Here is a 23,352-nt window from a genome sequence, read left to right on the forward strand (position 1 = left end):
CTCACGCAGTGATCCGAGAGCGACTGTTGGAAAAGTCGTTTTGCCATGACCTATCCTCACAGAATAATGATACGTCCGCATGGTGCGGTTCTGCCCACAAGAATGGGAATAGTTGAGATACTAATGGAGCTTTCCAAAGCCGTCTGTCTGCTTATGTAACTTATAAATAGACACACAGTAAAGGGGGTGTTACATTATGTTAAATACTGATGTGTTAAATGATGTGATGTTCCAGCGAGGTAAGGTGTTGGAATATGAATAAAACGAAGATAAGAGCAACGGAACAGCCGATTGCTGTTGATATAGAGGGACTGTCTGCTAGGTTATCTTGTGGTCGTGCTACTGCAAGAAAGATTGGCGAGCAGGCAGGAGCAAAAATTGTGATAGGTCGCAGGGTTCTTTATTCCATAGAAAAAGTCAAGAAATACTTGTTATATTTGGAAGAATAGAGCGATTTTCTATTTATGTTCTCTGGCGTGTGTAGTATAATAAGAAAGGACAAAGCACGCTGTGAGAACAAGAAAAGAGGCTTTTTCAGAAAGGAATGGTTCTCATGGCAATTAGTAGAAAAGACCCAAAAGGAAGAAAATTAAGAGAGGGCGAAAACTGGCGTAATGATGGAAGATACAGTTATCGTTATACAGACGTAAGAACAGGCAAGAGATTGACAGTCTATGCACAAGATTTACCAGAGCTTCGAGAAAAAGAGAAGCAGATTGCAAAAGATATGGAAGATAATATATTGACAGACGGAGCAATCAAAAAAATGACGCTTAACACGTTGTTTGAGCGTTATATGGCAACTCGTGAGCTAGCTGATACTACAAGAGTTAGTTATGTTCGTGCTTGGGAAAACAGAGTAAAAGACGAGATTGGAAATATTAAAGTTGTTCAGCTTTTACCCTCACATATTAAAGCGTATTATGCGAAACTTTCCAAAGCTGGATATGCTTATTCTACAATCAAGTATATTCACAACCTGCTTTATCCTGCATTAGAAATGGCTGTTGATGATGATATTATCCGAAAGAACCCTGCAAAAAGTTCCATTAGTGATTATGGAAAACCAGCAGAGGAAAAAGAAGCCTTAACAGTTTCTCAACAAGAAAAGTTTATGGAGTTTGTAAAACAGAGCAATGTCTATAACACATATTATCCTATGTTTACCATAATGATTGGTACGGGGTTAAGATGTGGGGAGCTTATTGGTCTTACATGGAAAGATATAAACATCAAGGCAAAAACGGTTAATGTAGACCATCAGCTCATTTATAAGAATTTAGGCGACGGTTGCAAGTTCCATATCTCAACACCAAAAACGTCGTCGGGTATTCGTATTATACCTATGACACAAGAAGTTGCAAAAGCCTTTGAGGAACAAAGAAAAATCAATTTTATGCTTGCAAAGGATAAGAGCATTGAGGTGGACGGGTGTTCGGGGTTTGTCTTTACAGCAAAATCGGGCAGACCGCTTATGCCGAATGGCGTAAATAGTGTTTTATACAACATTGTAGACGCATATAACAAAACCGAAGTAGAGAGAGCAAAAAAAGAGCATAGGAAAGCAGAGCTGTTACCAAAGTTTTCAGCTCATGTAATGCGTCACACAGCTTGTACCAGAATGGCAGAGTGCCGTATGGACGTAAAAGTTCTTCAATATATTATGGGACACGCTCATATAGATGTAACAATGGAAGTGTATAACCATATTGGAGAGCTGACAAGGATTGAAAATGAGATTGCAAGACTAGATAGTATGGTGTTAAATGCTTGACACCACAAAAAGAGAAATTGGTGTCAAATTGGTGTCAAAACAGAAAAAATCACAATTTCAAAAGAAATAAGATACTGCAAACCATTGATTTTAAAGGGTTTGCAAAAAAAATCTCAAAAAATTAGCACTCATATCTTGACAGTGCTAAAAGTAAGAACTATAATGTATTTAGAAATTAGGAAAGGTATTAAAAAAGGTCCTAGTTTCAAGAGTTAACACCGCTGGAAGTAACGATGCTAATGACTAAGCATTTATATTGAAAGGGGAAATGACTTATGATGATGCCTAGCTTATTTACAGAAAACTTATTTGATGATTTCTTTAATGATTTTGATGAAGATTTCTTTGGAAAGAAAAATCCATTGTATGGAAAACATGCAAGAAACATGATGAAGACAGATGTCAGAGAAACAGATACGACATATGAAGTAGATGTTGACTTACCAGGTTTCAAGAAAGAAGATATCAATGTCAACTATGAAAATGGATATTTGACAATATCAACAAGTAAAGGCTTGGATAAAGATGAAAAAGACAAAGATGGACGTTATATCCGTCAAGAAAGATATGTTGGAAATATGACACGAAGTTTCTATTTAGGAGATATTCCAAAAGAAGATATCAAAGCTAAATATGAAGGTGGAGTACTTCGTTTATCAGTACCTAAATCAGATATGAAACAAATTGAAAACACTTCTACAATAAGCATTGAATAAGGAATGTCATTTGACATTTCTTTTTTTATTGTTTAAAATAGTTCAAAAATGAACTATCTAAAAATGAAGGGAGTGATAATATGAATATTGATTTTGCTAGAAAATTAGAACTTGCTTATCATCAACAATGTAAAGATCTTTGTAATGAATTTCATTTAAAGCAAACAGGGTTTGATATTTTGATGTTTTTGGGAAATAACCCCCAATATAAATATGCTAAAGATATTGTGGAAATAAGAAAAATCAAAGCAAACCTTGTTTCAATTCATGTGGATCAGTTAGTTGATCAAGGATATTTATCTAGGATAGATGTTCCAGGAGATCGAAGAAAAGTTGAATTAGTTTTGAATAAAAAAGCGAATGATGTTATAAAAAAAGGAAAAGCGTTTCAAAACCATTTCTTTTCTTCACTTTTTTCAGATATTGATGAAAAGCATCAAAAGATATTTAAAGAAACATTAGAACTTATGAAAAAAAATATAGATTGTTTATTGGAGGAAAAATAAATTGGAAACAAATATTTTATTTATTATTCTTGTAACCTTTTTTGCTGGAATGGGAGCAGGTCTAGGAACAGGTTTTGCAGGAATGTCAGCGGCTGCTGTTATTAGCCCAATGCTCATTGCTTTTTTGAAAATGGATCCTTATATGGCAGTAGGTATTGCTTTGTCATCAGATGTCCTTGCCAGTGCGGTTTCAGCTTATACTTATGGAAAAAATAAAAATTTAGATATTAGAAACGGTTTATTGATGATGGTAAGTGTACTTATTTTTACGGTAGTAGGTAGTTATGCGGCAAGTCTTTTACCATCTTCAACAATGGGAAGTTTTTCAGTTTTTATGACTTTTATTTTAGGAGTTAAATTTATTGTTAGACCAGTAATGACAACGAAAGAAGCAATGAATAATGTTTCTTCTAAAAAAAGAGCAATCCAATCTATAATTTGTGGAACTTGTATAGGTTTTATTTGTGGTTTTGTTGGAGCTGGTGGAGGCATGATGATGCTTCTTATCTTAACAACAGTCATGGGATATGAACTTAAAACGGCAGTAGGTACGAGTGTTTTTATTATGACCTTTACAGCCCTTACTGGAGCTATTTCACATTTTATGATTGGCGGGTTTCCTAATTTAACAGTATGGATTTTATGTATTCTCTTTACTCTTATTTGGGCAAGAATTGCTGCTTTATTTGCGAATAAAGCAACTCCTAAAACCTTAAATAGAGCAACAGGAATTGTTCTTGTTGTTCTTGGAATTGTTATCTTTTTATTTTCATAAAATAAAATTGAGGAATGAATCCTCAATTTTTTATTTATTGATTAGCCATTTCTATGATACCTTTAATACCGCTTTTAACCATATTTTTAACGGCTGTATTTGTATAGAAGGCCATGTGTTGAGTCATGATGACATTAGGAAATTGATGGAGATAAGCCATATTTTTATTAGAAAGAATATCACTTCTATGATCGATATGCGTAATGCCTTCTTCTCCTTCAATAACATCGAGTCCTAAAGCTCCAATTTTTTTACTTTCAATAGCCTCAATAATATCTTCCGTATCAATAAGTTCACCACGGGAACAATTGATCAAAATTACATTATCTTTCATTTTTTGAATAGTTTCTTTATTAATTAGATGATACGTACTTTTAAATAAAGGAAGATGCAAACTTATGGCATCACTTTCTTTTAATAAAGTATCTTTATCTACATAAGTTGCATATTTTTTAACATCTTCATTTTCCTGAAGATCATAAGCTAAAATACGACAACCAAATCCAGAAAGAAGTTGAACAAACGTACGTCCAATATTTCCAGTTCCCATAACACCAACGGTTAAATCATGAAGTTCTTTTCCTTGTAAACCACTTAAAGAATAATCATTGACTTGTCCTCGCCATAAAGCTTGTTTATAGTTTCTCATACACATTAATAAAAGCATTAAAGCAAATTCGGCAACTCCATTAGGTGGATATTTCGCATTACATACTTGAATTCCAATTTCTCTAGCGTGTTCTAAATCAATATGATTCAAACCAATTGTACGAGAAGAAACATAGCGAATACCAAGATCATACCATTTATCTAATAGTTTTGCATTAATGTCTCCTTGACCTAAAATAGTTACACCAATACATCCATCTACATTATCTGCATTTTCTAAAGTGGGTACTTGGTGATTTAAAACAACAGAAACACCATATTTCTTTTCATATTCTTTAAAATAACCCATTTCATCTTGTCTTACTTCATAAGCATAAATTTTCATATGAATCCTCCATTTTCAATTTCACAATATAAAGACCGTCTTGGAATGTATCAACATAAATAAAACCACGATCATCAACTAAACAATCTTCGGTAATTGCGACTTTAGAACCTGGTAATAAAGTGCCATCTTCATTATTAAAAAGATCAACTTCTGGATCAGGAGGCATAAAGTAGGCAATTTCTTTTGGAATAAAAGGATCCGTCGTATCAAAGACTCTAAGTCCAGCTCCAAAATAACAATTATAAATTAAACCTTTATAAGGTTCATAACAATCTTTTCCAAAAGCATCAAATAAATTATGAGGTCCAAAAGGAACACGAACACCATCAACAATATTAAAGTTCTTTCCATGAGTATATCCAACAGGTACTTCTGGATATGGGAAAATAGAAATAAGTGATGGATTTGTCGAATCTGTAGTTTCGACAATTCCAATCGTATTCATTGGCTGTGTTACAAGCTTTTTAAAGAGACCGTCTTTATTTTCGTTAGAAAAATAACGGGGTCTTTCTCCTTCAGTAGAAACAACCGCATAAGGTAAATCACCTAAAGGCATGTAAGTATGAATAGACATCCCAGCAGCGCCTCCTCCAAAAGGTGGATTCATTGGTAAATAACCGATTAATTGTGGATTTGTGGGATCGCTGACATCGATTTGACAAGCGCCAAAGTTTGCAACCGCAGCATAACAAATATGATCTTTAACAGTAACAGCATGAACTGTTGCCATTTCTAAGAACTCTTTTGAACCAAAGGCAACATGACCACCACCAGGTTTATTAGCACGGTATTGATTATCTGCCCACCATGAACCTACTTCTACTGGATGGGTTGGATCTTGAATATCTATGATTCTTAAAATAAAAGTTAAAAAACCTGGCTTATTTCCTACACAATAAACATAACGGCCACCATTATAGAAGAAACGATGAACGCCTGCCATTCCTTTACATTCAAACTTACCTAAAAGTTTTGGATTCATAGGATCTGTTTCAATATCCCAAATCATCATACCACCCCAAAAAGGAAGGGTATTTCCTTTAGGAGTTCCATGTAAAACATCCATCGTTCCACCATGAGCTGTAATTAAATAACCATCCCCTGATTGTATCTTTGGTAGACTTTGACCATCTTTGATGCCTTCTTTGACCCAAGGGCCTTCTACCCATTTAGAAGGAGTAGGATGATAAGGATCGGTTACATCAATAATATTAAAACCATTATGTCTAAAACAAGCAACATAAAGATAATAACGATCTTCTTTGCTTTTATGAAGAGTCATTTGAAAACCAGGTTTTCCATTTAATCCTTCATAAGCTACAAATTCCATATTTTTCATCAACATTTCTTTTCTTTGTGACATTGTTTGTCCTCCTTATTTATCTACTTTTATTTTAAAACAAGATTTAAAAAAGTAAATTAACATTAAATTAATGGCGTTAAAGAAATTCTAATGCTAGAATAAAAAAGAGGCGAAAAAATGAATAGTCAAGAACTTAAATGTTTTGTTGTGGCGGCTGATCGTTTAAACTTTACAAGAGCTGCCAAAGAACTTTATGTCACACCACCAACAGTAACACATCATATTCAACATTTAGAAGAGGAACTTGGTGTTAAACTCTTTATTAGAAATAGTAAATCAGTACAGCTAACAACAGCAGGCGAAATCTTTTATCATGATGCTCATGATATCTTATTACGTATGGAAGCTATTCCTAATCGTTTAAATGCCGTAAAAAGCAATGAACAAACTCTTTTAAAAATAGGTTGTACAATGTCACAAGAAACAAAATACCTTACCCAAGCATTACGTTTATTTCATAGAGAAAATTCAAGGGTTAGTCCACGTATTTATTTAGATGACTATTTTCAATTAGTGAATCGACTTGTTGAAAATCAACTTGATTTTATTTTAGGAACTAAAATAATGATGCAAGATCGACCAGAGTGTACTTTTAGAAAGCTTTCAACAAGTACAACAAAAGCCATTATTCCTAAGAGTATCTTTCAAACGTCTAAAGAAATGATTTCATTTAATGAAATCCAAGATTGTTCTTTTATTACACTAAGACAAAAAAGTATTCCTAAATTAAAGGAAGATGATCTTGAACATTTTCTTTCAACAAAAGTAAGAGAAAAAAATGTGATTAGACAAGATGACATCGAAGCTGTACTTGCCTTAACATTAAGTGGTTATGGAATTGGTATTTTACCGGATTATGCTTTTTCAATTCAAGATTTAGATGAGAGTGTGAAGGTTGTTTCTCTTCAAGAAAGCTTAGAAATAGATTATGGAATTATTTATCTTAAAAAAGATAGAAATAAACTGCTTAAAGAATTCATAGAATGTTTTAATAAATAGAGACAAAAAGAGTATAAATAAAAGTATACTTCATATACTAATAATGGTTGATTTCTATATTTAATAGTAATTGACTTATACATTAAAAAATGTATAATTTATTTGTAGATAGAAATATCGATAACGAGAGAGGTCCTGCTATAGTGGACGATTTAAAACGAGAGTGGCCTTGCTTTAGTAGGCGATTTAAAACGAGAGAGATCCTGCTATAGTGGACGATTTAAAACGAAGAATTCTAGTTTATGAGTTCTTCGTTTTTCTTCATAGAGAGAAAATATGAAAATACATTTAAAAGATAATAAAATTGCTTTATATGATATAGAAAGCGATTATAGGCAGTATTTATTTCAGTATGATTTTAGAGTGAATTTAAAATTGGGTAGAAGATTTGTAGGAATTATTGTTGGAATAGAAGATTATACATATTTTATACCATTAACTTCAAAGCCTTTAAGAAAAAATGGAAAAAGAAGAAATCCGAGAACAACAGTAGAAATTTACAACGAAAGTCACGAAATCATTGCTGCATTGCTTATTAATAACATGATACCTGTTCCTCAAGGTGTATATAAAAGAATAGATATTAATAATGATAAGTATAAAGATTATTTAAATAATGAGTATATATATTTAAAGAAACAATCTACTCGTGAAGAAATAGAAAGAAAAATTAATAACGTTGTCAATGCTGTTTTTGTAAAGAAAGATGAATTTTTGACGAGTTTTTGTTGTGATTATTTAAAATTACAAGCATTGTGTGATCAATGAAAATATAAATAAACAACTAAAATAGATATTGTGTATTTTAGCTATTTCATTTATTATATTAGTACTATGTGTTTGGAGGTCTTATATGAAGATAACATTATTGTCAAAACCAGGTTTTTCAGGAAATATGCTTGTTCGTAAAATAGAAGAAGTAGCTAAAAGTCAATTAATGGATATTGAAGTGTTTTTAAATGAGCATTTACAAGAGGCCGATGTAGTTTTACTTACGCCACAAAGAAGTGAAGATTTAAAGGAAATTAAAAAGGTAGTTAAAGTGCCGGTAGGCGTAATTTCTTTAAGAGATTATGGTTTATTAGATGGAAGTAGTATTATAAAATATGCAAAACAGTTGATTCAAAAATAGAATCAACTTTTTTTATGACATTTGTCATATTTACATAGATGACAAAAATCATTAAAATTAAATAAAGGGAGAATAGGAGGAAAACGCATGTCTTTTTATAAAAATAAAGCTTTAAAAATAACATGTATTGTAAGCCTTATTATGATTTGTTTTGTCTATCACCATTATTTAAACACTGATACTAAACAAATTAAATTTGGAGCAACTTATATGACAATGAATAATACCTTCTATAAAGCTGTAAATAATGAAATAGAAAATGTTGTTAATAATCATGGGGATGTTTTATATACTAGAGATCCAGCTTTGGATCCTAAAAAACAAAATGAACAAATCAAAGACCTTGTTTCTTTAGGAATAGATGTTTTAATTATTAATCCTGTTGAATCTTCGAGTATTAATAAAACATTAAAAGAAGTCAAAAAAGCAGGAATTAAAATTATTGTAGTCGATGCTCCTATTAGTGATGATCAAATTGCAGATTGTACAGTTGTTTCAGATAATTATGATGCAGGAGTACAGTGTGCTAAAGATATGATGCAACGCTTTGATCATGCACGTATTGCTTTACTTGAACATTCTAAAGCCTTGTCAGCGGTTGATCGTATCAACGGCTTTAAAGATACAGTTGCTTTAAATGAGAATTATCAAATTGTAGGAAGTGAAGATTGTTTAGGACAAACGGAACTTGCTTTACCTGCTTTAAATAAAATTATTCAACAAGGAATTGATTTTGATGTTGTCTTTTGTTTGAATGATCCAACGGCTTTAGGAGCACTGGCTTCTATAGAAGAAAATGATTTAGGGCATGATGTTTTTATTTACGGAGTTGATGGTTCACCAAATATAAAGAAATTGTTGGCAGAAACGAAAGAGATTGTGGGGACATCTTCACAATCACCTACTTCTTTAGGAAAAGAAACAATCAAGGTGGCTTATAAGATGTTACATCATAAAAAGTATAAACGCTCAATTATTGTTCCAACAAAATTGATTACCAAAGAAAATATAGAAGAATATGATATAACGGGGTGGCAATAATGAATCATCTTACAAAAGAATATGTTACAAAGTTAAAAGATTCATTATTGTTTATTAATGCGGTTGTTATTATCTATAATGCTTCTTTATTTTTACTTTCTACCAAATATATTTCAGTGCATTATTATGCACGAGATTTCTTAAATAAAGTATCTTATATTACTAGAACACCACAAAATATCTTTTTTGAATCAATTTTTCTTTTTATCATTCTTGTTTTATTAATGAAATTAAGAGAAAAAGATAATTTAAAAATGGCGAATGGTCTTGTTTATATTGAAATTATTCTTTCATTTTTATTAATTATTCGTTTAAATGGTTCCTATAATGGAATTTTACTCTTTGTTTTTGCTGATTTACTTTATAATATGAGAAATATTAAACATATGGCCTTACTTTTATTAATGGCCTTTGGTTTATTATTGATTTCAGATTATAATATTTTATCAAATATTATACATATGCCAAGTATTGAATCTTATTTATCATTTTATCCAAATTCGAGTCGTACATTTATGTTATTTGCTAAAAATATTTTAGCTTCATTAAATGTTGTTGTTTTTATTCTTTATCTTATTTGCCAAGTTTTAGTTCAACAAGAAGAAACAAAGAAAATCAGTAAAGAACTTCAACTTGCTTCAAAAGTCAATGATGAATTAAAAACGTATTCTGCTTTATCTGAAAAAATGGCAGAAGATAAAGAAAGAAAAAGAATTTCAAGAGAGATACATGATACTTTAGGACATGCCTTAACAGGTATTTCGGCGGGAATTGATGCTTGTATTGCTTTGATTGATATTGATCCACAAAAGTCAAAAGAACAACTTTTGGTAATTAGTAATGTTGTTCGTGAAAGTATTAAAGATGTTCGACGTTCTTTATATAAGTTAAGACCGGGAGCACTTGATCAAAGAACTTTAAAAGATGGTTTGATTAAAATGATTGAGGAATTTCAAAGTGTTTCTCATTTAAATGTTGATTTGTATTATGAATGGGAAAATGTTGATTTTGAAAATACGAAAGAAGATATTATTTTTAGAATTATTCAAGAAACGATGACAAACGCATTAAGACATGGACATGCTTCTCATATTGAAATTCATCTTTTTGACGAAGATGAAAAATATATGATTATTATGCAAGATAATGGAAGTGGCTGTAAGGAAATTCATTATGGATATGGCTTGAAACAAATGCATGAACGTGTTGCCATATTAAATGGAACGATACATTTTTATAGTGAAGAAGGATTTAGAACAGTTGTAGAAATACCAAAAATAGGAGGAAAAAAAGATGATTAAAGTGATGATTGCAGATGATCAAGAACTTATTAGACAATCTTTACAAATTGTTTTATCAACACATGAAGATTTGAAAGTCGTAGATGCTGTTGAAAATGGTTTTGCAGTTCTTGAGAGTATAAAAAAAGAAAGGCCGGATGTTATTTTAATGGATATTCGTATGCCAGAAATGGACGGTGTTTATTGTACAAAGGCGGTCAAAGAAAAATATCCAGATATTAAAATCATTATCCTTACCACTTTTGATGATGATGAATTTGTCTTTAGTGCTTTAAAATATGGAGCAAGCGGTTATTTGTTAAAAGGCGTCAGCATGGATGAACTTTATCATGCCATTTGTACAGTTTATAATGGTGGAGCGATGATCAATCCTGATATTGCGACAAAAGTATTTAAACTTTTTTCCAAGATGTCTATGAGTAATTATGCTATCCAAGTCGATGATTCTTTATCAAAAGATTTGACACAGGCTGAATTGAAAGTTATTCAACAAGTTGGTTTTGGTTTATCTAATAAAGAAATTGCTCAAAAACTTTATTTATCAGAAGGAACTGTGCGTAATTATGTTAGCATTGTTTTGTCAAAATTAGAATTACGTGATCGTACGCAACTTGCCATCTGGGCTGTTCAAACAGGGGTCACAATGCAAGAATTTGGTGACGATAATGACTAGAATAAAAAAGGGTATTCTTACGTTAGTAAGTCTTTCTTTAGTTCTTATTTATTGTTTGATCAATGATCCAAGTCGTGATATTACTCTTACTTTAGGACTTTATGCTGGAAGTAGTTGGGATGTGCCTAATGGGGAAAGTTATCAAGTTATTGATCAAGCAATCAAGAAATTTGAAAAGAAATACCCCAATGTTCATGTTGAGTATAAAAGTGGAATTATAAAAGATGATTATTCTTCATGGCTTGCTAATGAAATTACCAAAGGAACAACACCTGATGTGTTTATGGTACTTCCTGATGATTTTAATACGTTATCTTCTATTGGTATTTTAAAGAATTTAGATCGACTTATTAAAGAAGAACGAATAGATACTTCTCTTTTTTATCAAAGTGCTTTATTTGCTGGAAATAATGGAAGTCAATATGCACTTCCTTATGAAATCAATCCAACAATTATGTGTATCAATCATGATTTACTTACCAAAGAAGGTATTGCTATTCCTTCAAGTAATTGGACTATTGATGATTTTTATAATATTAGTAATCAAGTTACAAAGGATACAAATAATGATGGTGTCATCGATCAATATGGCTATTATGGCTTTGATTGGCAAGATGTTCTTGATTGTTATGGGTTACAAGTTTTTAAAGAAGATAATTGTCATCTTGATAAAAAAGAAGTCAAAGAAGCGTTTTTATATTTGACAAAGCTTAAAGCTTTATCAAATGGCTATCAAGTTTCATCAGAAGATTTTGATCAAGGGAAAGTTGCTTTTTGTCCTTTGACCTTTGCTCAATACCGTACCTACCAACCTTATCCTTATCGTATTAGTAAATATACATCTTTTAAATGGAGTTGTATTTCAATGCCGGGAACAAAATCAAATACGATTACAACACATTTAGACACTTCATTAATAGGAATGTCTTCACAAACAAAGCATCAAGAAATAGCGTGGGAATTTTTAAAAATGTTGACGATGGACGAAGATATTCAACAATCTCTACTTGATAATTCGAAGGGAGCCTCTCCTTTAAAGAAGGTCATGTTATCAAAGAAAACAAAGGAAATCTTAGCACAGGATGCAGTTTCTTATGCTTCTTTAGATTCAGATGTTTTAAATAAGATTTTAGAAAACACGTTAGTAGAACCAAAGTTTAAAGAATATGAAAATATTCTAGAAAAAGCAGATTATTTGATTAATCAAAGTATTGATCAAGGAACAATTGATAATGATCTTAATAAGATACAAAAGAAATTAGAAAATGAATTGAAATAGATAGCTTGTGGCTATCTTTTTTATTTATGACAAATGTCATAGTTGGAATGATATTTGTCAATTTTTTTATGATTTTTGTCACTTAAAAGTCGTGATTGAAGACACATTGCAAGTGCTTTCATATTTGGTATTCTATAGGTGCAAGGAGGGAAGGACATGAAATATTTAGTATTAGTAAGTCATGGTGAATTTGCAGCTGGTTTAAAAACATCATTAATGATGTTGGCAGGACAAAGGGATGATGTGATTGCTTCAGGTTTACCTGATGGAAAGACAGCAGATGAATTTGCGGAAATCTTTAAAGAAAGTGTTAAGGACATTCATGAAGATGATGAAATTGTTTTATTAGCGGATATTGTAGGAGGATCACCACTTACAACTGCTTTAAATGTTTTAGCTGAAAAAGGTTTAATGGAAAAGACAACAACAATTGGTGGGATGAATTTACCATTAGCCCTTACTTCAGTATTAATGAAAGATACTTTACAAGGAGATTCCTTTGTACAAGCTGTCTTAAGTGAAGCAACAACTGCTTTACAAGAATTTAAAGTCGTAGAAGACGACGAAGATGATATTTAAGGAGGAAGAAAAATGTCAGTTTCATTTATTAGAATTGATGATCGTATGATTCACGGTCAAACATGTACACGTTGGGCAAGAGAATACCCATGCGATGGTTTAGTGGCTGTAAACGATAAAGCAGCAAATAATTCAGTATTAAAAGCAGCTTACAAATCAGCCAGTGGAAAGAAAACATTTGTATGGACAATGGAAGCTTGGCAAAAGAAAAGTCAAAAGGTTTTAGATAGTCAAGATCAATATTTCTTAATTACTAAAAATCCTATTGATATGAAAAAAATTCTTGTTGATCAAGGATTTGATTGTGGTATTAAAACAGTTATTGTTGGACCTTGTAATGATCGTGAAGGGGCAACAAAACTAGGAAACAATCAATCGATTACACAAGAAGAAGCAGAAGCTTTTGAAGCTTTGGCTAAAGCAGGTTATACAATCAAATTTGCTTTATTACCAGATGTTTCAATTGGAACATGGGATGATTTTAAAGATAAATTTGGTTTTTAACAAATATATAAATAAAGGGGAAGAAAAATTATGACAATTAGTTGGTTACAAGCGGCATTACTTGGTTTATTTGCTTGTTTATCAAGTATGCCAGGACTAGGTGGTACTTCCTTTGGTAACTACACATTAGGTCGTCCTTTAATTGGGGGACTTGTTTGTGGGATTATCTTAGGAGATATCAAAACAGGTATTTTAGTAGGGGCAGCAATGCAAGTTGTCTACATTGCATTAGTTACTCCAGGTGGAACCGTTTCAGCAGACGTTCGTGCTGTAAGTTACATTGGGATTCCACTTGCAATGGTAGCGTTAAATAGTTATGGTTTATCAGCTGCCACAAAAGAAGGAGCAGCTCTTGCAACTTCATTTGGAACAATGGTTGGTACTTTAGGTACAGTATTATTCTATGGAACAGCAACAATCAACTTAGCATGGCAACATGTTGGATGGAAAGCTGTTGAAAAAGGGGATTATCATAAATTATATCTTGTAGATATGGTATTACCTTGGATTTCACATATTTTATGTTCATTTATTCCAGCCTTAATTATGTGTAAATTAGGAGCAGATGTTGTTGAACTTATTAAAACAACATTACCTATGGATGGATTAGCTATGAAAACTTTATTTACAGTTGGATCATTATTACCATGTGTCGGAATTGCAATCTTATTAAAACAAATTGTTACAAAAGCAGTTGATTTCATTCCATTTTTCTTTGGATTTACTCTTGCTGCTTCAATGGGAATCAATTTAGTTGCAGCAACAGTGATTGCTGGTATGTTTGCTTTAATTAACTACAAATTAAAAATGTTACAAAATCAAAGAGTAGCTGCACCTGCAGGAGACTTTGATGATGAAGATGAGGAGGATATTTAAGATGGAAAAGAAACTATCTAAAAAAACATTAACTAAATCCTTCCACAATTGGTATTATGGAAACTTAACATGCTTCTCTCAAGAACATATGCAAACTTTTGGTTATCTATGCTCTATGTTACCAGTAGTAGAAGAACTTTATGATAAAAAAGAAGATCAAGCAAGATCAATGAAAACATACACTGCTTTCTTTAATTCAGAACCTCAACTTGGTACTGTTATTGTTGGGATGACAGCTGGGTTAGAAGAAGCACGTGCCAACGGAACAGAAGATGTTGATGATGAAACAATCAACGGTTTAAGAGCTGGTTTAATGGGACCAATCGCCGGTATTGGGGATTCCCTAGTTGTAGGAACAGTTATTCCTATTTTACTTGGTATTGCTTTAGGTATGTCTACAGGAGGTTCACCTCTTGGAGCTATCATGTACATCATTGTATGGAACTTATTTGCTTACTTTGGAATGAAATTCTTATATTTCAAAGGATATGAATTAGGTGGAAAAGCGGTTGATTTCTTAGTTGGTCCTCAAGGGGAAGCTTTAAGAGAATCAGTAACAATGTTAGGTGGTATTGTTATCGGTGCTGTATCAGCAACATGGATTTCAGTAACAACTTCATTTACGATGACAGCAGCTGGAGCTAAAAAACCATTCTTAGATTTACAAAAAACATTAGATGGTGTTTATCCAGGATTATTAACAGCTGTCTTTGTTGTTGGATGTTGGTATTTATTATCTAAAAAGAAAATGTCACCAATTAAAGTAATGTTATTATTAGTTGTTGTTGCCTTTATTGGTGTGTTTGTTGGATTCTTCAATCCAGGATTATCTTATTAAAAGGAGAAAAAAGATGAATAGTCAAGAAAAACAAGGATATATAGATGAAATTAACTATCAAAAGAAAATGATTCATAATCTTATAAAATGGTTACGCAATTTGTTCTTCCTTTCCTCTCTGGGAGTCTTATTGATGTATTATTTTTCAAATATCCTATTTGTAAAAATCTTTGCAATCATATTAATAATAATATCTATATTAGCGATTATCCTTGTTGGAAAGGCTATTTACAGTGGTAAGAAAAACATAAATAAAATTGTTGATCAGTTTTCCTTTAAATATAAAAACTCTCTATAACTCATACAAAAAACCGCTTAGGCGGTTTTTATGTTATACTTTATCTGGTGATATTATGATAACAAATAAAATCAATACAATTTTAAATAACAGTCAACAAGGTGATATCGATTATATGATCTGTAACTATATTAAAATGAATTTAAAAGAAGTTGCTTTTATGTCCATTGAAGAACTTGCAAGAAAAAGCTATGTTTCAAAAGCAAAGATCTCTAAATTTATCAAAAAATTAGCTTATGATAATTATATTGCCTTTAAAGATGATTGTTTATTAGAATTAGAAATTAGAAAACAAGTAACAAATACCAACTATTTTCTTACAAAGAAGCATCTTCATGATTCATTATCTTGGATTGAAAAGAATTTAATGAAGATTGAACAAAGTCAAATCGATTACTTTGTAAGAAAAATAAAAGAAGCTAAGCATATTTATCTTTATGGAGTTGCTTATTCACATTTACTTTGTCAATATGTTCAATACGAAGGAGATCTTTTTCAAAAAAATATTCTTGTTTTAGATGAAAATGAGGTAGCTATTGATCGGTTAAAAGAGGATGATTTATTGATTGTTATTGGTGTAGAAGAAGATGCTTTAAGTAAACAATCTTCACGTTGTTTACGAAAGCTTTTAAGAAATCAAGGAAATAAACTTTTGCTTTCAACCCAATTGATTGATCAAACAATGTTGAAATCTTTTGAAGGGATTTTGCTTGTATCTATCGATCATTTAGAAATGAAAGAAAGAAGACTTCTTTTTCGTTATTTAATAGATATGTTGGTATCACGTTACTTTGAGTTAGAATGTGCTTAAGGCACATTTTTTTCATCTTGTCAAGAAAGTTTATGAAATATAAAAAAGAAAAGAAATTTATTTATTTTAAAGTAAAGTAATCCATAAGGAGGGCTTATGGAAGAAAAATTAACTATTAAACAATTATTCGCTATTTTAGCCGCAGGTTTGTTTTCTTTTTGTGGTGTTTTGATTGAAACAGCGACAAATATTACTTTTCCTACATTGATGAATGAGTTTCATATTTCAACATCACTTGTTCAATGGATGACAACAGGAAATTTATTGATGATGGGTATTATGATTCCTATTTCATCTTATTTAAAAAGAAGATTTCAGACAAAAAAATTATTTTTGATAGCAGGGTTCTTATTTTCAATAGGATTGATTGTTGATGTCTTTGCACAACAGTTTACTTTATTGCTTATAGGAAGATTTATACAAGGAGCGGGGGTAGGAATTGCACTTCCTATGATGTATAACATCATTTTAGAAGAGTCACCAGAAAGACTTCTTGGTTTAATGATGGGATGTGGTTCTTTTGTGACGGCTGCAGCACCCGCTATTGGACCAACTTTTGGGGGAATTATGACACAATATTTTACTTGGCGCTATATTTTTATTTGCGTTTTACCAGTTATTGTTCTGGCAAGTTTTATAGGTTATTTTTGTATGAGTGAACAAATAATTAATAAACATGAAAAATTTGATCTTTTAAGTTTTATAGCGGTAGCGTTAGCTTTTGTTTCTTTAATTATGGGGTTTTCTAATTTAAATCAGATAGTTGATGATTTAGTATTTGTTTTGGGTTGCTTTATTATTGGAATAATCAGTTTATATTATTTTACTAAAAGACAACTGCATATTAAAAATTCCTTAATTCGTATAGAAATATTTAATCATAAAAGTTTTACGTTTCATACTTTAGCTATTATGTTTCTACAAATGACAACACTTGGATATGGTTTATTGTTACCGACATTTGTTCAAATTGTTTTAAAACAACCAGCAACAGATGCAGGGGTCGTTTTACTTCCAGGAGCCATTGTTGGTGCTGTGTTTGCGCCAATAGGTGGATTGATACTTGATCGTCTTGGTGCTAAAAAGCCAATTGTTCTAGGGTTATGCTGTAGCTTTATTGCTACATTTTGTTTCTTATTCTTTTTTAAAAATCTTACATACCAATCATGTATCTTATTCTATTTTATTTATAGTTTAGGCATTGGTTTAATTGTTGGTAATACCATGACATCTGCGATGTCTCATTTACCAAAAAATCTACAGGCAGATGGGAATGCTACGTTACAAACATTAATGCAACTTTCAGGGGGAATAGGAACATCCATTACAGCTGCTATTTTAGCGTTTGTACAACAAGGAATAAATTTATATGATGGGACAAATAGAGGTGCATTGTTTGTTTTGATTTTTTTTAATGTTTAATATTAATATTGTTATTTTAAGTCAATATTTTGCTTTTAAAGGAGGAAGAAAAAATGAATTTTAAAGATAAAGTGGTTGTAATTACCGGAGGAACAAGTGGTATTGGAAAGCAAACAGCTATTGAGTTTTCAAGAAAAGGAGCCCATGTTGTTGCTTTTACTGTAGATAAAGAGGAAGTGTGTAAGCAAGCAATAAAAGAAATAGGAAATGAAGCTTTTTATATTCACTGTGATGTTTCTAAAGAAGAAGATGTAAAAAAAGCTATTGAAGAAGTTGTTTTAAAATATGGGCGTCTTGATTGTGCTTTTAATAATGCGGGTATTGGACCAGATGGTGTACGTATGCCTTATGAATCCTTAACAGAAATTTCTGAAAAAACATGGGATTTAGTAGTTGATGTGGATATGAAAGGTGTTTTTCTTTGTTTAAAATATGAATTGTTACAAATGCAAAAACAAGGTTTTGGTACAATTGTTAATACAGCTTCTATTGGTGGATATAAAATGGCACCTGGATTTGCTGCTTATGGTCCAGCTAAAGCAGCAGTTATTGCTTTAACAGAAATGGCAGCTTTAGAAAATGCGGCATTTGGTATTCGTGTCAATGCCATTTGTCCAGGTCCAACCATGGGAACAGAACTTACCAAAAATTCACTTTCAACTAATCCTCATGAAGAAGCAATGTTGAAAGAACATGTGATTCCTATGAAAAAACTAGCGATGACTCAAGAAGTCGTGAACGCTGTCTTATGGTTAAGTAGTGACCAAGCAAGTCATACAACAGGACAAAAAATATTTATAGATGGTGGAATGCATATTGCTTAAAAGGGAGAAAAGATGATTAAACATGTATCGGTATTTACTTTAAAAGATAAAAGTGAAATTAAACATTTTGTTGAAATGTTAGAAGAAGTTGGTAAAAATTGTCCTTTGATTATTAAAAGTGAAGTAGGGGTAAATATAAGTGAACAACCACCTGTGGGACCTCATTTCGGTGATGTGATTCAAATTGTTGAGTTTTCTAATCTGATAGACTTACAAAAATATCCCCAATCAAAGGAACATCAAAAATTATTAATGGATGGTACAGAAATGGAAACTGTTACCGCAATAGATTATATAATTTAAGCATTCATTCAGATATCAAAGAGCATTCATTCAAAATAGTGCTCTTTTTTTCATTTTATATTCATTTCTATGATTAAACAGTCAAAATACAATTGACTTTATGATTGAACGGTCATATAATGAACGCGTAAGAGGTGATCAGTATGGATAATCAACGCCATCGAATTATTTTAAATGAATTAGATAAAAAAGGAAATGTGACTGTAGCTTCTCTTGTTGAACTTACAGGAGCGAGTGAATCAAGTATACGAAGAGATTTAGTAGAACTTGATCATCAAGGATTCTTAAAAAGAGTTCATGGAGGTGCAACCCTTATTCCTAAGGTAACACAAACGATTGAAGATCCATTAGGGAAAAGACAGTTATTAAATGCTGATGAAAAGAAAAAAATTGCAAAGTATGCAGCAGGAATGATTGAAGCCAATGATGTGGTTTATTTAGATGCAGGTTCATCAACTTTAGAGTTGATTGAATATTTAGATCAAAAGGAAGCACACTATATTACTAATGGTTTAATGCAAGCTCAACAATTGACCATTAAAGGATTTCATGTAGTATGTCTTGGTGGAGAAGTGAGAAATATTACAGGGGCATGTGTGGGTGCTAATACGATGAAGTCATTAAGTCGTTATCATTTTTCTAAAGGTTTCTTTGGAACAAATGGCATTGATTTAATGAATGGTTTTACGACACCAGATAGTGAAGAAGCTGCTATTAAGGAATTGGCTATGGAACGTTGTCAAATGAGTTATGTTTTATCGGATCATAGTAAATTTAATAAGGTATATCATGTGACCTTTGGTCAAATAAATGATGCGGTGATTATTACAGATCATTGTGAAAAAGAAATCAAAGAACAAGCGACAGTTGTGGAGGTTAGAAATTAATGATTTATACAATTACTTTTAATCCATCTTTGGATTATATTATGCATGTTGATTGTTTTGAAGAAGGGGAAACAAACCGTTCAAAGCAAGAAGAAATTTATCCTGGAGGAAAAGGATTCAATGTTTCAACAATTTTAAGTCGTTTGAATCTTGAAACAACAGCTTTAGGGTTTGTTGCAGGATTTACAGGTGAAGAAATTGTTAAAGAATTAAAAGAAAGAGGATTTGACTGCGATTTATGTCAGTTAGAAAATGGTCTTTCAAGAATTAATGTGAAGATGAAAGGGGCTAAAGAAACTGAAATCAACGGAAGTGGTCCAGATATTCCTCAAGAAAAATTAAATGAGTTATTTGAAAAATTAGATCATTTAAAAGAAAACGACACATTAGTTCTTGCAGGAAGTATTCCATCTTCTTTACCGGATGATATTTATGAACAAATCATGAAAAAATTAGATCAACAAGGAATTAAAATTATTGTTGATGCAACGAATGATTTATTAAAGAAAGTATTACCATACCATCCTTTCTTAATTAAACCAAATCATCGTGAATTAGAAGAATTATTTAATGTAAAAATAGAAAATCAAGAAGATTTAATTTTCTATGCAAGAAAATTACAAGAACAAGGAGCAATTAATGTTCTTGTATCTCTTGGAAAAGATGGTGCAATTTTAGTAAGTGAGGACAATCATGTTTATTATTGTGCAGGTGCTAAAGGAAAATTATTAAATAGTGTTGGTAGTGGAGATAGCATGGTTGCTGGATTTATTGCAGGTTATTTAAAAGAAAAGAAATATGATGAAGCTTTAAAACTTGGAAGTGCTTGTGGAGGAGCAACTGCTTTTAGTGAAGATCTTGCTGAAGCTTCAATGATTCAAGAAGTCTATAAACAATTAAAAGTGGAAGAACTATAAATGAAAATCTTAGATTTATAAAAAGATGTTTCGATTGATGTTAACGCTACATGTTTAGATAAAGATGAAGCTATTAATACATTAGTTTCATTAATGGCAAAACAAGGAAACTTAAATGATCAAGATGTTTATAAACAAGGAATTTATGCACGTGAAGAATTAAGTACAACAGGAATTGGAGAAGGAATTGCGATTCCTCATGCTCAAAGTGAAGCTGTAAACGCTCCAGGACTTGCGGCAATGGTTGTTAAAGATGGTGTTGATTATCAATCATTAGATAATCAACCAGCAAAACTGTTCTTTATGATTGCGGTCCCTAAAACAGGTGGAAACGAACACTTGCAAATTCTTGCGATGTTATCACAAATGTTAATGGATACAGACTTTAAAGATTCTTTAATTAATGCACAAAGTGTAGAAGAATTTATGGATTTGATCAATCAAAAAGAAGCTACACAAAAAGCTAAAGAAGAAGAAAAAGAAGAAGCGCAAAAAGAATTTACAGGAACTTATCGTTTGCTTGCAGTAACTGCTTGTCCAACAGGTATTGCGCATACTTATATGGCGGCTGAAGCTTTGGAAGAAAAAGCGAAACAAATGGACATTACAATCAAAGTCGAAACTGATGGTAGTGGTGGAACTAAAAATGCTCCAACTGCCAAAGAAATTGAAGAATGTGAAGCTATTATTGTAGCTGCTGATAAAAATGTCGAAATGGCACGTTTTGATGGAAAGCCAGTGATTCAAGTAAAAGTTGCAGATGGTATCAATAAAGCAGAAGAATTAATTAATGAAGCTTTAAGTGGAAATGCACCAATTTATCATGCAGATCATGTTTCTACAACTGTAGAAAGTGAAAGTGATGAAAGTGTTGGTCGTCAAATCTATAAACATTTAATGAATGGTGTCAGTCATATGTTACCATTTGTTATTGGGGGAGGTATTTTAATTGCCTTAGCTTTCTTATTTGATGATTATACAATTGATCCAAGTAACTTTGGTAAAAATACACCATTAGCTGCTTTCTTTAAAACAACAGGAGATACAGCCTTTGGATTTATGTTACCAATCCTTGCAGGATATATTTCAATGTCAATTTCAGATCATCCAGGTTTAGCTGTTGGCTTTGTTGGTGGAGCATTAGCTAGTCAAGGAAATTCAGGATTTTTAGGAGCTTTAGTAGCTGGTTCTGCTGCTGGGTATTTAATGAAAGGTTTACGTAAATTATTTGATTATTTACCAGATACATTTGAAGGATTAAAACCTGTTCTTTTATACCCATTCTTTGGATTATTATTAATGGCATTACTTATGACATTTATTATCAATCCACCAGTTGCTGCTATCAATACAGCTCTTACAAATGCTTTAAATTCAATGGGTGGTTCAAGTAAAGTTATTTTAGGAATGTTACTTGATGGTATGATGGCTGTTGATATGGGTGGTCCAATCAATAAAGCAGCTTATGTTTTCGGAACTGTATCGATTACTTCAGGAAACTATGATATCATGGCAGCTGTTATGATTGGTGGGATGGTTCCACCTCTAGCTATTGCGCTTGCAACATTCTTCTTTAAAAATCGTTTTACTAAAAAAGAACAACAAACAACACTTACAAATGTTATTATGGGATTATCATTTATTACTGAAGGAGCAATTCCATTTGCAGCCTCTGATCCATTACATATCTTACCTGCATGTGTCGCTGGTTCAGCAGTTGCTGGTGCTTTATCAATGTTCTTTAACTGTACATTAATAGCTCCTCATGGTGGTATCTTTGTAATCGGTGTTATCTCTAATCCTCTTGGATACTTATTTGCTTTAGCTGTTGGTTCAGTTGTTGGAATGTTTGGTTTAGCTTTATTGAAGAAACCTTTAAAATAATAATGAATTCTAGGTGAAAACCTAGAATTTTTTTTGTTAAAAGGGGAATCCTATTTTTGAAAGGAACATATATAATGAATAATGATACAATTTTATTACTTAAAGAATGTGATTCAGGATTAAAAATGGCAATTTCTTCTTTAGATGAGGTACTCGATGTGATAAAAAATCAAAAATTCAAAGAAATCTGTATTACTTCAAAAAATAAACATCAAACTTTAAAAAATGAAGTAGATCATTTATTAAAAGAACATCATCTTCAAGAAAAAGAACCTTCATTACTCGCAAAAAGCATGTCATGGTTAAAAATGAATTTTAAAATACAAATGAATGAAGATGATCAAACAATTGCTTCACTTCTTTTTGAAGGATGTTCTATGGGAATAGAAACACTTTATAAATATTTGCATCAATATGAAAATGCTTCATCAAAAATAAAAGAAGTGACAGAAAAACTTATTGAAATTGAAAAAGAACTATCGCAAAATATACAAAATTATTTATAAATAACTACGAAACAAATTCGTTTCGTAATTTTTTTCTTAATAAACCATATGACACATCTTTTTAAATAAGATTTGAATTCATAAAATTTAAAGGGGCTGTAAAGAAACCTAACCTTTTGGATTAGGTTCATCAGCCTCTTTTTTTAG

At 31.6% G+C, this 23,352-nt stretch carries 27 protein-coding genes; 25 read left to right on the forward strand and 2 right to left on the reverse strand.

Features of this window, described 5'->3' with window-relative positions:
* Positions 1-254 precede the first annotated feature (254 nt).
* The 5 genes from LJD34_RS11985 (at position 255) to LJD34_RS12005 (ending at position 3,771) form a co-directional block, all read left to right on the forward strand.
* On the forward strand, positions 255-449 hold the full coding sequence (locus LJD34_RS11985; RefSeq protein WP_055168632.1) for a hypothetical protein: 195 nt from the start codon (positions 255-257) through the stop codon (positions 447-449).
* A gap of 104 nt (positions 450-553) precedes the next feature.
* Entirely contained in the window at positions 554-1,774 is a 1,221-nt protein-coding gene (locus tag LJD34_RS11990; protein ID WP_055168668.1) for a tyrosine-type recombinase/integrase, read from the forward strand.
* Positions 1,775-2,049: 275 nt separating this feature from the next.
* Positions 2,050-2,490 (forward strand): Hsp20/alpha crystallin family protein, encoded by a 441-nt coding sequence (locus tag LJD34_RS11995; protein WP_117346468.1) that lies wholly within the window; start codon positions 2,050-2,052, stop codon positions 2,488-2,490.
* 80 nt (positions 2,491-2,570) lie between these two features.
* On the forward strand, positions 2,571-2,996 hold the full coding sequence (locus tag LJD34_RS12000) for a MarR family winged helix-turn-helix transcriptional regulator (RefSeq protein ID WP_022002546.1): 426 nt from the start codon (positions 2,571-2,573) through the stop codon (positions 2,994-2,996).
* Positions 2,997-3,045: 49 nt separating this feature from the next.
* Positions 3,046-3,771 carry a sulfite exporter TauE/SafE family protein gene (locus LJD34_RS12005; protein ID WP_052010965.1) on the forward strand — a complete coding sequence of 242 codons (726 nt, stop codon included), beginning with the start codon at positions 3,046-3,048 and terminating at the stop codon, positions 3,769-3,771.
* Between the two features lie 34 nt (positions 3,772-3,805).
* On the opposite strand, the gene LJD34_RS12010 is transcribed toward LJD34_RS12005, so the two are convergent.
* Both LJD34_RS12010 and LJD34_RS12015 read right to left on the reverse strand, forming a co-directional pair.
* Positions 3,806-4,765 carry a D-isomer specific 2-hydroxyacid dehydrogenase family protein gene (locus LJD34_RS12010; RefSeq protein ID WP_118306524.1) on the reverse strand — a complete coding sequence of 320 codons (960 nt, stop codon included), beginning with the start codon at positions 4,763-4,765 and terminating at the stop codon, positions 3,806-3,808.
* Positions 4,746-6,131 carry an LVIVD repeat-containing protein gene (locus tag LJD34_RS12015; RefSeq protein WP_227359978.1) on the reverse strand — a complete coding sequence of 462 codons (1,386 nt, stop codon included), beginning with the start codon at positions 6,129-6,131 and terminating at the stop codon, positions 4,746-4,748. Before LJD34_RS12015 ends, LJD34_RS12010 begins: the two co-directional genes overlap by 20 nt.
* Positions 6,132-6,248: 117 nt before the next feature.
* Between LJD34_RS12015 and LJD34_RS12020 the strand changes: the two genes are divergently transcribed.
* From LJD34_RS12020 to LJD34_RS12115, 20 genes are all read left to right on the forward strand, one after another.
* On the forward strand, positions 6,249-7,130 hold the full coding sequence (locus LJD34_RS12020) for a LysR family transcriptional regulator (RefSeq protein WP_107030574.1): 882 nt from the start codon (positions 6,249-6,251) through the stop codon (positions 7,128-7,130).
* 276 nt (positions 7,131-7,406) lie between these two features.
* Positions 7,407-7,898, forward strand: coding sequence for a type III toxin-antitoxin system ToxN/AbiQ family toxin (locus tag LJD34_RS12025; protein ID WP_107030573.1), 492 nt, complete (start codon positions 7,407-7,409; stop codon positions 7,896-7,898).
* An 85-nt stretch (positions 7,899-7,983) separates the two neighbouring features.
* Positions 7,984-8,262 (forward strand): PTS sugar transporter subunit IIB, encoded by a 279-nt coding sequence (locus tag LJD34_RS12030; RefSeq protein ID WP_022001598.1) that lies wholly within the window; start codon positions 7,984-7,986, stop codon positions 8,260-8,262.
* Positions 8,263-8,349: 87 nt separating this feature from the next.
* On the forward strand, positions 8,350-9,303 hold the full coding sequence (locus tag LJD34_RS12035) for a sugar ABC transporter substrate-binding protein (RefSeq protein WP_117792965.1): 954 nt from the start codon (positions 8,350-8,352) through the stop codon (positions 9,301-9,303).
* Positions 9,303-10,604 carry a sensor histidine kinase gene (locus tag LJD34_RS12040; protein ID WP_117792966.1) on the forward strand — a complete coding sequence of 434 codons (1,302 nt, stop codon included), beginning with the start codon at positions 9,303-9,305 and terminating at the stop codon, positions 10,602-10,604. Before LJD34_RS12035 ends, LJD34_RS12040 begins: the two co-directional genes overlap by 1 nt.
* A complete protein-coding gene (locus LJD34_RS12045) occupies positions 10,597-11,277 on the forward strand; it encodes a response regulator transcription factor (protein ID WP_117346474.1) in 681 nt (226 codons plus the stop codon). Before LJD34_RS12040 ends, LJD34_RS12045 begins: the two co-directional genes overlap by 8 nt.
* The gene (locus LJD34_RS12050) at positions 11,270-12,556 is read left to right on the forward strand and encodes an ABC transporter substrate-binding protein (RefSeq protein ID WP_199676961.1); all 1,287 of its coding nucleotides are present in this window, start codon (positions 11,270-11,272) and stop codon (positions 12,554-12,556) included. The genes LJD34_RS12045 and LJD34_RS12050 overlap by 8 nt, the downstream gene beginning before the upstream one ends.
* Before the next feature lie 156 nt (positions 12,557-12,712).
* Positions 12,713-13,135 (forward strand): PTS sugar transporter subunit IIA, encoded by a 423-nt coding sequence (locus LJD34_RS12055; protein ID WP_022001602.1) that lies wholly within the window; start codon positions 12,713-12,715, stop codon positions 13,133-13,135.
* Positions 13,136-13,147: 12 nt separating this feature from the next.
* Positions 13,148-13,639, forward strand: a complete 492-nt coding sequence (locus tag LJD34_RS12060) for a PTS system mannose/fructose/N-acetylgalactosamine-transporter subunit IIB (RefSeq protein ID WP_022001603.1) — start codon at positions 13,148-13,150, stop codon at positions 13,637-13,639.
* A 30-nt stretch (positions 13,640-13,669) separates the two neighbouring features.
* Positions 13,670-14,515: a PTS mannose/fructose/sorbose/N-acetylgalactosamine transporter subunit IIC gene (locus tag LJD34_RS12065; RefSeq protein WP_022001604.1), complete on the forward strand. Its 846-nt coding sequence runs from the start codon at positions 13,670-13,672 to the stop codon at positions 14,513-14,515.
* 1 nt (position 14,516) lies between these two features.
* Positions 14,517-15,353 (forward strand): PTS system mannose/fructose/sorbose family transporter subunit IID, encoded by an 837-nt coding sequence (locus LJD34_RS12070; RefSeq protein WP_227359979.1) that lies wholly within the window; start codon positions 14,517-14,519, stop codon positions 15,351-15,353.
* 13 nt (positions 15,354-15,366) lie between these two features.
* Positions 15,367-15,651: a hypothetical protein gene (locus LJD34_RS12075; RefSeq protein ID WP_032090712.1), complete on the forward strand. Its 285-nt coding sequence runs from the start codon at positions 15,367-15,369 to the stop codon at positions 15,649-15,651.
* A gap of 55 nt (positions 15,652-15,706) precedes the next feature.
* Entirely contained in the window at positions 15,707-16,462 is a 756-nt protein-coding gene (locus tag LJD34_RS12080) for a MurR/RpiR family transcriptional regulator (RefSeq protein ID WP_227359980.1), read from the forward strand.
* A gap of 96 nt (positions 16,463-16,558) precedes the next feature.
* Positions 16,559-17,884, forward strand: a complete 1,326-nt coding sequence (locus LJD34_RS12085; RefSeq protein WP_227359982.1) for a DHA2 family efflux MFS transporter permease subunit — start codon at positions 16,559-16,561, stop codon at positions 17,882-17,884.
* Positions 17,885-17,937: 53 nt separating this feature from the next.
* Positions 17,938-18,708, forward strand: a complete 771-nt coding sequence (locus LJD34_RS12090; RefSeq protein WP_022002435.1) for an SDR family NAD(P)-dependent oxidoreductase — start codon at positions 17,938-17,940, stop codon at positions 18,706-18,708.
* A gap of 12 nt (positions 18,709-18,720) precedes the next feature.
* The gene (locus LJD34_RS12095) at positions 18,721-19,011 is read left to right on the forward strand and encodes a Dabb family protein (RefSeq protein ID WP_022002434.1); all 291 of its coding nucleotides are present in this window, start codon (positions 18,721-18,723) and stop codon (positions 19,009-19,011) included.
* A 143-nt stretch (positions 19,012-19,154) separates the two neighbouring features.
* Entirely contained in the window at positions 19,155-19,898 is a 744-nt protein-coding gene (locus LJD34_RS12100) for a DeoR/GlpR family DNA-binding transcription regulator (RefSeq protein WP_022002433.1), read from the forward strand.
* Positions 19,898-20,815 carry a 1-phosphofructokinase gene (gene pfkB, locus LJD34_RS12105; RefSeq protein ID WP_118473587.1) on the forward strand — a complete coding sequence of 306 codons (918 nt, stop codon included), beginning with the start codon at positions 19,898-19,900 and terminating at the stop codon, positions 20,813-20,815. Before LJD34_RS12100 ends, pfkB begins: the two co-directional genes overlap by 1 nt.
* 33 nt (positions 20,816-20,848) lie before the next feature.
* Complete coding sequence (locus LJD34_RS12110) at positions 20,849-22,699, forward strand: fructose-specific PTS transporter subunit EIIC (RefSeq protein WP_227359983.1); 1,851 nt, start codon at positions 20,849-20,851, stop codon at positions 22,697-22,699.
* A gap of 74 nt (positions 22,700-22,773) precedes the next feature.
* Positions 22,774-23,205: a hypothetical protein gene (locus LJD34_RS12115; RefSeq protein ID WP_022002431.1), complete on the forward strand. Its 432-nt coding sequence runs from the start codon at positions 22,774-22,776 to the stop codon at positions 23,203-23,205.
* Positions 23,206-23,352 lie beyond the last annotated feature (147 nt).

Source organism: Faecalibacillus sp. MSK20_93, assembly GCF_020589945.1.
In the GTDB taxonomy this organism is placed as follows: Bacteria; Bacillota_I; Bacilli_A; order Erysipelotrichales; family Coprobacillaceae; genus Faecalibacillus; species Faecalibacillus intestinalis.